The sequence below is a fragment of the Gilliamella sp. WF3-4 genome (assembly GCF_001690275.1).
In the GTDB taxonomy this organism is placed as follows: domain Bacteria; phylum Pseudomonadota; class Gammaproteobacteria; order Enterobacterales; family Orbaceae; genus Gilliamella; species Gilliamella apicola_C.
In genome coordinates this window covers 318,464-325,061 of sequence record NZ_LZGW01000017.1, presented here as the reverse complement: position 1 = coordinate 325,061, position 6,598 = coordinate 318,464, and the positions used below count along the sequence as shown (strand labels likewise).

The 6,598-nt window shown below is 38.8% G+C and carries 8 protein-coding genes and 1 pseudogene; 7 read left to right on the top strand and 2 right to left on the bottom strand.

Annotation, left to right across the window (positions count from 1 at the left end):
* Together A9G47_RS14190 and A9G47_RS04810 are read left to right on the top strand one after the other, a co-directional pair.
* Window positions 1-544: hypothetical protein (locus tag A9G47_RS14190; RefSeq protein ID WP_065642319.1), on the top strand; the 544-nt coding region annotated here is incomplete at its 5' end.
* A gap of 14 nt (window positions 545-558) precedes the next feature.
* A complete protein-coding gene (locus A9G47_RS04810; protein WP_065642122.1) occupies window positions 559-795 on the top strand; it encodes a hypothetical protein in 237 nt (78 codons plus the stop codon).
* 41 nt (window positions 796-836) lie between these two features.
* Here A9G47_RS04810 and A9G47_RS14870 read toward each other — a convergent pair whose 3' ends face one another.
* Window positions 837-941: a SymE family type I addiction module toxin gene (locus A9G47_RS14870; RefSeq protein ID WP_141674798.1), complete on the bottom strand. Its 105-nt coding sequence runs from the start codon at window positions 939-941 to the stop codon at window positions 837-839.
* Window positions 942-1,106: 165 nt separating this feature from the next.
* On the opposite strand from A9G47_RS14870, the gene A9G47_RS04805 reads away from it, so the two are divergent.
* The 5 genes and pseudogenes from A9G47_RS04805 to A9G47_RS04790 all read left to right on the top strand — a co-directional run bounded on the left by A9G47_RS04805 (window position 1,107) and on the right by A9G47_RS04790 (window position 6,038).
* Complete coding sequence (locus A9G47_RS04805) at window positions 1,107-2,462, top strand: VENN motif pre-toxin domain-containing protein (protein ID WP_335340263.1); 1,356 nt, start codon at window positions 1,107-1,109, stop codon at window positions 2,460-2,462.
* A gap of 5 nt (window positions 2,463-2,467) precedes the next feature.
* Complete coding sequence (locus tag A9G47_RS04800) at window positions 2,468-2,824, top strand: hypothetical protein (RefSeq protein ID WP_065642326.1); 357 nt, start codon at window positions 2,468-2,470, stop codon at window positions 2,822-2,824.
* A 216-nt stretch (window positions 2,825-3,040) separates the two neighbouring features.
* Window positions 3,041-3,241 (top strand): annotated as a pseudogene (locus A9G47_RS14630) (hemagglutinin repeat-containing protein); the annotation flags it as partial.
* Between the two features lie 561 nt (window positions 3,242-3,802).
* Window positions 3,803-5,635 (top strand): VENN motif pre-toxin domain-containing protein, encoded by a 1,833-nt coding sequence (locus tag A9G47_RS14625; protein ID WP_335340262.1) that lies wholly within the window; start codon window positions 3,803-3,805, stop codon window positions 5,633-5,635.
* Between the two features lie 4 nt (window positions 5,636-5,639).
* Complete coding sequence (locus A9G47_RS04790) at window positions 5,640-6,038, top strand: SMI1/KNR4 family protein (RefSeq protein ID WP_065642316.1); 399 nt, start codon at window positions 5,640-5,642, stop codon at window positions 6,036-6,038.
* Here the strand turns inward: A9G47_RS04790 and A9G47_RS04785 are convergent.
* A complete protein-coding gene (locus A9G47_RS04785) occupies window positions 6,035-6,580 on the bottom strand; it encodes an RNA 2'-phosphotransferase (RefSeq protein ID WP_065642315.1) in 546 nt (181 codons plus the stop codon). The genes A9G47_RS04790 and A9G47_RS04785 overlap by 4 nt on opposite strands.
* Between the last annotated feature and the right edge of the window lie 18 nt (window positions 6,581-6,598).

The window sequence follows — 6,598 nt, the reverse complement described above, 5'->3', positions numbered from 1 at the left end:
TTCAACAGCTGGCGTTACTGCAAAAGGTTTTAGTGATTTAGCCTGGAAAGCGAGAGCTACAGGGCAAAAGTTATCAGCTAAAGAAGTAGAGCAAATAAGTGAGGGTATTAATAGAGTAAAAGCAGGAAAGGAGACGACTGGAAGCACAAACGCCGCACAGGCGGGTAATGCTGTGACTAAGCCTTCAGCAAATGCAACAGGAACAGTATCAGTACCAGTACCAACAGTCGAACAACTGAGCCAAGCAGCCGCATCTGCTAATAGAAATGGTTTAACCGATGCAGGGCGAGCTTTGCAAAAACATGGTGGCCGGGAGGGAAGCGTTTACACTTATTCAAGTCAGAAAGCTTCTGTTTTGAATAAAGAAGCTCAAAATATCGTGAACGATATTTTGTCAAATCCTAAAACGGTAATAACACGTACAACCGCAACAGAGAATAAACAAATTATTAAAGTAATACATGCAATAGCCCCAGATGGTAGAACTTTAAGATTTAATGAAGATGGCACTAAATTAATTGGATTTAGAGAGCCTAAAAAATAGAAGGAATATATATCATGTTGGATTATAGCGTTGGAAGCTCGATAGAAAGTGATAGTTTTAATGCTGAGCTGCTCTATGATGGAGATGTTTGGGGAGAGCTTTGTTTATCTGAAGATAAAAGAAATTTAGAGTTTATTATTTATCCAAGTGATCCGCTACGTGTTTTAACATTTAATTACGATGAATTAATGGAATTAATAGAGCGAGCTAAAAATCACCTTTTGCAATTAGAACCTTTAACAAAAGACTAAAAGCTCCTCCGCCTTAACCAGCGGGGATCTTTTATTACTTTTTAGATCTTCATCGTAGGTTTAATAATCAACTGGCCGCATTCAATGGTAATCGCCACCGGCAGCCCGGCATAAAAGCCTATTTGCTCCAGCCAGCGCTCCTTAATGGTTAGCTGTGGTCTGGGGTGAGTGAACCCGCCGTTAGGCGTGTACCCACGATGTAAAACCGCTCTGTGGGTGCTTTGCCTGTGGTTGTTTTTAGCTTAGAATGTGCCTTAGCCATAGTTAATTCCTATATAGTTAGTTGTGGTTAGCGTGGTTATTGGGCTGTAATCCCTTTAATCACGCGCTTCATCAGCGCATTATCGCAACTAGCAGCAGGTCTTGCCACGGCCAGCGTTGGTGGTGATGTGGGTGATGTCGGTGCTTCGATAGCTGCGAGTAAGAATGCGGTTGAGAATAACCGTTTAACTACGCGTAGAGAGAATAAACGAATTAGAAAATTGGCTAAAGGAGATAAGCAGGAAGAATTACGTTATCTAGCAGCAGCATGTGCACTAATTAAATGTTCGTCCGAACTGGCTGATAATGACCCGCAGAAAGCGGCACTCCGAGAACTAGAAAAGCTAGGCAGTAGTGACGAGTTACAAGCATATAGAGAAATGCTTGAAGCTCAAGAACACACAAAAAATAGAACTATATTTGGTATACCTTATCAAAAAAATGAAAAGTTATTTCAGTATACATTTTTTGATGGTATTTTTGATGGTACAAAGAATATTGATAATGAATACAGCATAACCACTCGAGCAGGAGGTGTCCTTCAGATTGGGTTTGCTGCTATCGATGGGTTTGGAGCAGCCGCATTATTACCAGGTTGCAGCTCAGTGGTGGGATGTATACCAAGTGCATACCTAACATGGTCAATGGCTGATAATGGCGTAACGGGATTAAGGGTCATTTATAATGGCAAAAGTTATCATACGCAAACCGCCGAGGGACTTTCTAAGATATTAGGCATGTCAGCATCAGATGCTGAACTGTTATTTTCACTCTCAACAGGTGGCGTTACCGCAAAAGGTTTTAGTGATTTAGCTTGGAAGTCTAGAGCTATAGGGAAGTTATCGGCTAAAGATGTAGAGCAATTAAGTAAGAATGTTAATAAAGCAACAGCTGGGGGTGCTGGAAAGGGAGCAAATGGACAAATAATAAAAAATAGTGAAGGTTTGAATGAAGTAAAAATCAATCAAACACCGCTTGAAGGACAAAATCGTCTCAATACGCCAGATCTGGGCGGTAGTGGTAAATTAAAACCCGCTGAAGCAGCCGCAGCAGCGCAGCTTGAGCCAGTATTAGGTAAAATGGAACGTTATACACCACCACCTGGAGCAGTTACAGATAAAACACCCGATTTTGTAATTACATCGGGTCCAAATAAGGGTAAAACCGTTGATGCGATGTATACGACAGATAAATTGTCTCAAAAGGAAATTGATGGATTAAATAAGTTTTATGAAAAAAATATGAATTCTGGTGCAGGACAAAAAGTTATCCAAGAACATTTAAAGAAAGCTGATTATGTACCTGTTGATTTTAGGGTGTTAACACCAGCTAACCAAAAAGTTTTCATAGATTATATAAAGACACTACCAAAATCGCAGCAAGATAAAATTATTATTATGAGGTAATGACCGTGGGAGCTAGTATTTTTTTTAGCAAAGATGAATCTATTGAAAAACCTGAAAATAGATTCACCTCTACATTTATTCATAGTAGCTATTGGGATGCCTTTGGTGATTTGCTAGATGCAGTATTTTTACCTAATTATCCTAAATTACATGAAATCATAAAATCGGAAGAAGGAGAATACTTAAAGTTTTACTCTTTTGTCGAGTTGGACAAGGAACAATTTAACCAATCAGTAAAATTAATAAGGGATTATATTGCAAAGCAGAGTAATCCAACCGAATGGCAAAAAATGGCTCAGGTGGTATGGAATGAAATAGCGGAGCCTTATATTATTAAAGACAATCGTTATCAGCCCAGTTAGATTAATTCCATCTTGAATTTTACATATTAGCAAGTTAAAGGTGACGGTTAATACCGTCACTAAATCCTATAATTCCAATAAAACAAAAGTCTAATAAAACATTAATATCAAAATACTAAACAATAACCAATATTGAATCTTAATCAAACTAAACGGTATATACTCCTGAATAATTTTTACAAAACGAAGTTGTAACTATCCTCTAACTTCCTATTTAAAGGCAATGCCAACTTTAGCCGAGAGCGAGAAAATGCGGACGGTAGTGCTTGGACAGAAAGCGTGATTGATGCCAAAAACAAACTCACCATCAAAACGGGCAACGACACCAACATCATAGGCGGCCAACTAAAAGGCAACACCGTCAACATGGATGTGGGTAACAACTTAAACATCCAATCACTACAAGACACCGACGACTATGATTACGACAAACTCAGCGCCTCAGTAAGTGGCAGTGCTGGCTTTGGTGGCTTTAGTGCCAACGGCTCATTATCAAGTACGGACATCGACAGCAAATGGGCAAGTGTCACCGACCAATCGGGTATTTTTGCTGGCAAAGGTGGCTTTGACATCAAGGTAGGCAACAACACCGACCTAAAAGGGGCAGTCATCACCTCGGAAGCCGAAGACCCGAGCAAAAACCGCCTTGATACGGGCACAATCAGCTTTAGTGATATCAAAAACAAAGCGGAATTTAATGTTAGCCATATCTCGGTCAGTGGCGGCACGGGTGGCGCAGGTGCACCAGCGGCATATCAAAACAGTGAAAAAGACTCAAGCATCACCCACTCAGCGGTAGAGCAAGGTCAACTCATCATCCGCAACAAAGACAAACAACAACAAGATATCAACGACTTAAGTCGAGACACGGAGAATGCGAACCACACGTTAAAACCGATATTTGACAAACAAAAAGAGCTCGACAAAATCGAAACGGTAGAGCTTATCAAAGACATAGCCCAACAGACGAAAAGCATAATGGGCAAATATGACCGAATACAGGCACAAAACAAAATAGACAACGACGAAGAAATTAAAAACAGCCTAAAAGAAAAAACCAAAAAGCAGCTAGAAAAAGAAGAGGTTAAAGCTCAACTCGACCCGAGCTACACCCCAAAAAGCTACGACGAGCTTTACCAGCAAAATTATTATAATGCCGTCAGCGATGCAGTGGTAAAAAATGCAAAAAACAACCTTGGCACCATGGGTGGAGATGTCAGCAAAGGCATAGACTCAGCCGCATCAATCATTACCGGCATCATCACCGGCGACATCACGGGTGGTCTTGCAGGTGCTAGCGCACCATGGCTAGCAGAGCAAATTAAAATACATGCAGGGGATAACGAAGTAGCTCGTTTAACGGCTCACGCCATATTAGCGGGCACTATAGCCGAACTACAAGGCAACTCAGGCTTAGCGGGTGGCGCAGGCGCAGGCGCAGTAAGTGGCGAACTTGCTGCAGAAGCCATCCTCAATCTTTATAAAGATGATAAAGGTAAAAAGAAAGACATCAAAGACCTCACCGAAGCGGAAAAACAAAATATCAGCGCATTATCGCAACTAGCTGCAGGCCTTGCAGCGGCCAGTATGGGGGGTGATGTGGGAGACATTGGCGCTTCGATAGCTGCGAGTAAGAATGCGGTTGAGAATAACTTTTTAGGACCAATAGATCAAGAACGTTTAATGGAGCTAAGGGATAAACGTGACAAAAAATTTTTGAGTCGTGAAGAAAAAATAGAAATGTTTTTGCTTGATGAGTTAGATCAAAAAGGTGATTATCTAGTTGGAAAATATTATAAAGATCCTAATTCATTAACTGATGAGCAAGTACAAAGACTAATGGAGTCTCTAACACGTTATTACCAACAAGAAGAAGGGATGATAGGAGAAGAAGCCGCCAAACGAGCAGTTAATGATTTATTAACAGGGAATTGGGGATATAGAGCTCATAATTATGACTACCCATATTTAAGCTATCCAGAGCATAAAGAATTATATATTGACGCTTATTGGGATTCGATAGCCAACAAATCATTTCTTGAAAAATTGTTTAGTGCACGTCCTCAAGATGAAAATGAACAGTATTTTAATAAAGAAAAAGCTTGGCAAAAATATATGGAAGCGACGGAATGGGAACGACAAGTAGGTCGCCCTGTGATGAATTTCTTACCAGGAGGAGTAGGCTTAGTTTATAATACGATGGACACCCTAGAATCTGCTAACGCATTATCAGATGTAAATAGAAGATTGAATAATGGTGAAGAATTTAATACGGAAATGGCGTTAAAATTAACCGATGCAGGTCTTACATTTGTCCCCGTAGCCGGATCAAGATTAATGTCTAAAGGAGGTACTAAAGGAACCGTTGGTGGAATTTTCAATACATCTGCTTTGAATCCTAATGAAATTAGATTTTCACAAAATACGGTTTCTTATAATAAAGTAGAACGAGGGACTGATATGAAATATACTTATGACGATATTGTTACAAGCATGAAAACTAATGGTTGGAAAGGCGATCCAGTTGATGTGATTAAAATGCCAGACGGAAAATTCACGAGTATGGATAATACTAGAATAGCAGCCGCAAGAGAAGCCGGTATAGATATTAAAGCTAATATTAGAAATTTTTACGATAAGCTTTCACCAGCTGAAGTAAATAGGTTTTCTGATCCTAAAAAAGGATTTGTACCTGTATCTTGGGGAGATGCAATAACAGGAAGGATTAATAAACAGTCTGGTGGGTTTAGTAAAAATAATCCATATGGCTCAAGTACTCCTCCTCGCATTAGTGGTAAACCAAAGGATTAATAATATGGCTCATTACTTATATTCGAAAGAAGAATTACCAGAAGGGTTCAAATATCCGCTATCTTTTTTGGAAATTGTTTCTAGGAAAGATGTTCTAGATTTAGAACCTTGGTGGTTTTTGTATGAATTTGAAGATTTTGCTAGACAATGGTTATTTGAGATAAAAAAACAATATCCAACGAGAGAATTGATACCATTTGCTAAAGCTTCTAATAATGATGATATAGTTTGTTTTGATGGTTCCGATATATCAGGTGATCCTAAAGTATACCTTATTCATACTTTTGCTTCTCCTAGATGGGAGGATAGAGGTAGTTTTTATAACTTTGATGAATGGTTAAAACAAGTCAAAGAAGAATCAGCTCTGTATAAAGCAGAAATGACTGAATTAGATAAGATTTAGTCAAATATTAAAAAAGTGTTAGGCACAGCATCGGTCAACCAAACATCGTTATCAGCCAAATAAAACTTAAAGTCTTGTTGATGCATCTGCAAGGCTTTCACTTTTAACACAATAGGTTTACCGTGCCTTTTTCCTACTTTATTAGCTATATTTTCATCAGTAGATAAATGGACATAATGACGATTACCTGAAATTAATCCTTGCTTTTTAATAGAATCAATAAAACGAGTAGCCGTACCATGATATAAAAACTCTGGAGGTATTTGTTCTGCATGGCTAATTTTTACTTGTTGAGTTGAGTGTCCTTGTGCTGCACGTATTTTTATACCATCATCAGAAATCGTAAAACGTTTTTTATCACTTGTTTTAACAACTTGCTCAACCAACTCTCTAGTAAGAGATTCTCCATATTGATTAGCTTGAGTAATGAGATGAACTATATTAACCCATCCATCAGAATCTAATGTGATGCCTATAGCTTCCGGTTGATGTCTTAAAATGTAACTTAAAAATTTGCTTGTTTTGTCTAACTGTTTGTTCAAATTTTATATCCTTTCTTC

Bases quoted from the DNA above. Each gene is read 5' to 3' on its own strand.
- A9G47_RS04810 (WP_065642122.1), top strand. From the start codon at position 559: ATGTTGGATTATAGCGTTGGAAGCTCGATAGAAAGTGATAGTTTTAAT.
- A9G47_RS14625 (WP_335340262.1), top strand. From the start codon at position 3,803: ATGGGCAAATATGACCGAATACAGGCACAAAACAAAATAGACAACGAC.
- A9G47_RS04790 (WP_065642316.1), top strand. From the start codon at position 5,640: ATGGCTCATTACTTATATTCGAAAGAAGAATTACCAGAAGGGTTCAAA.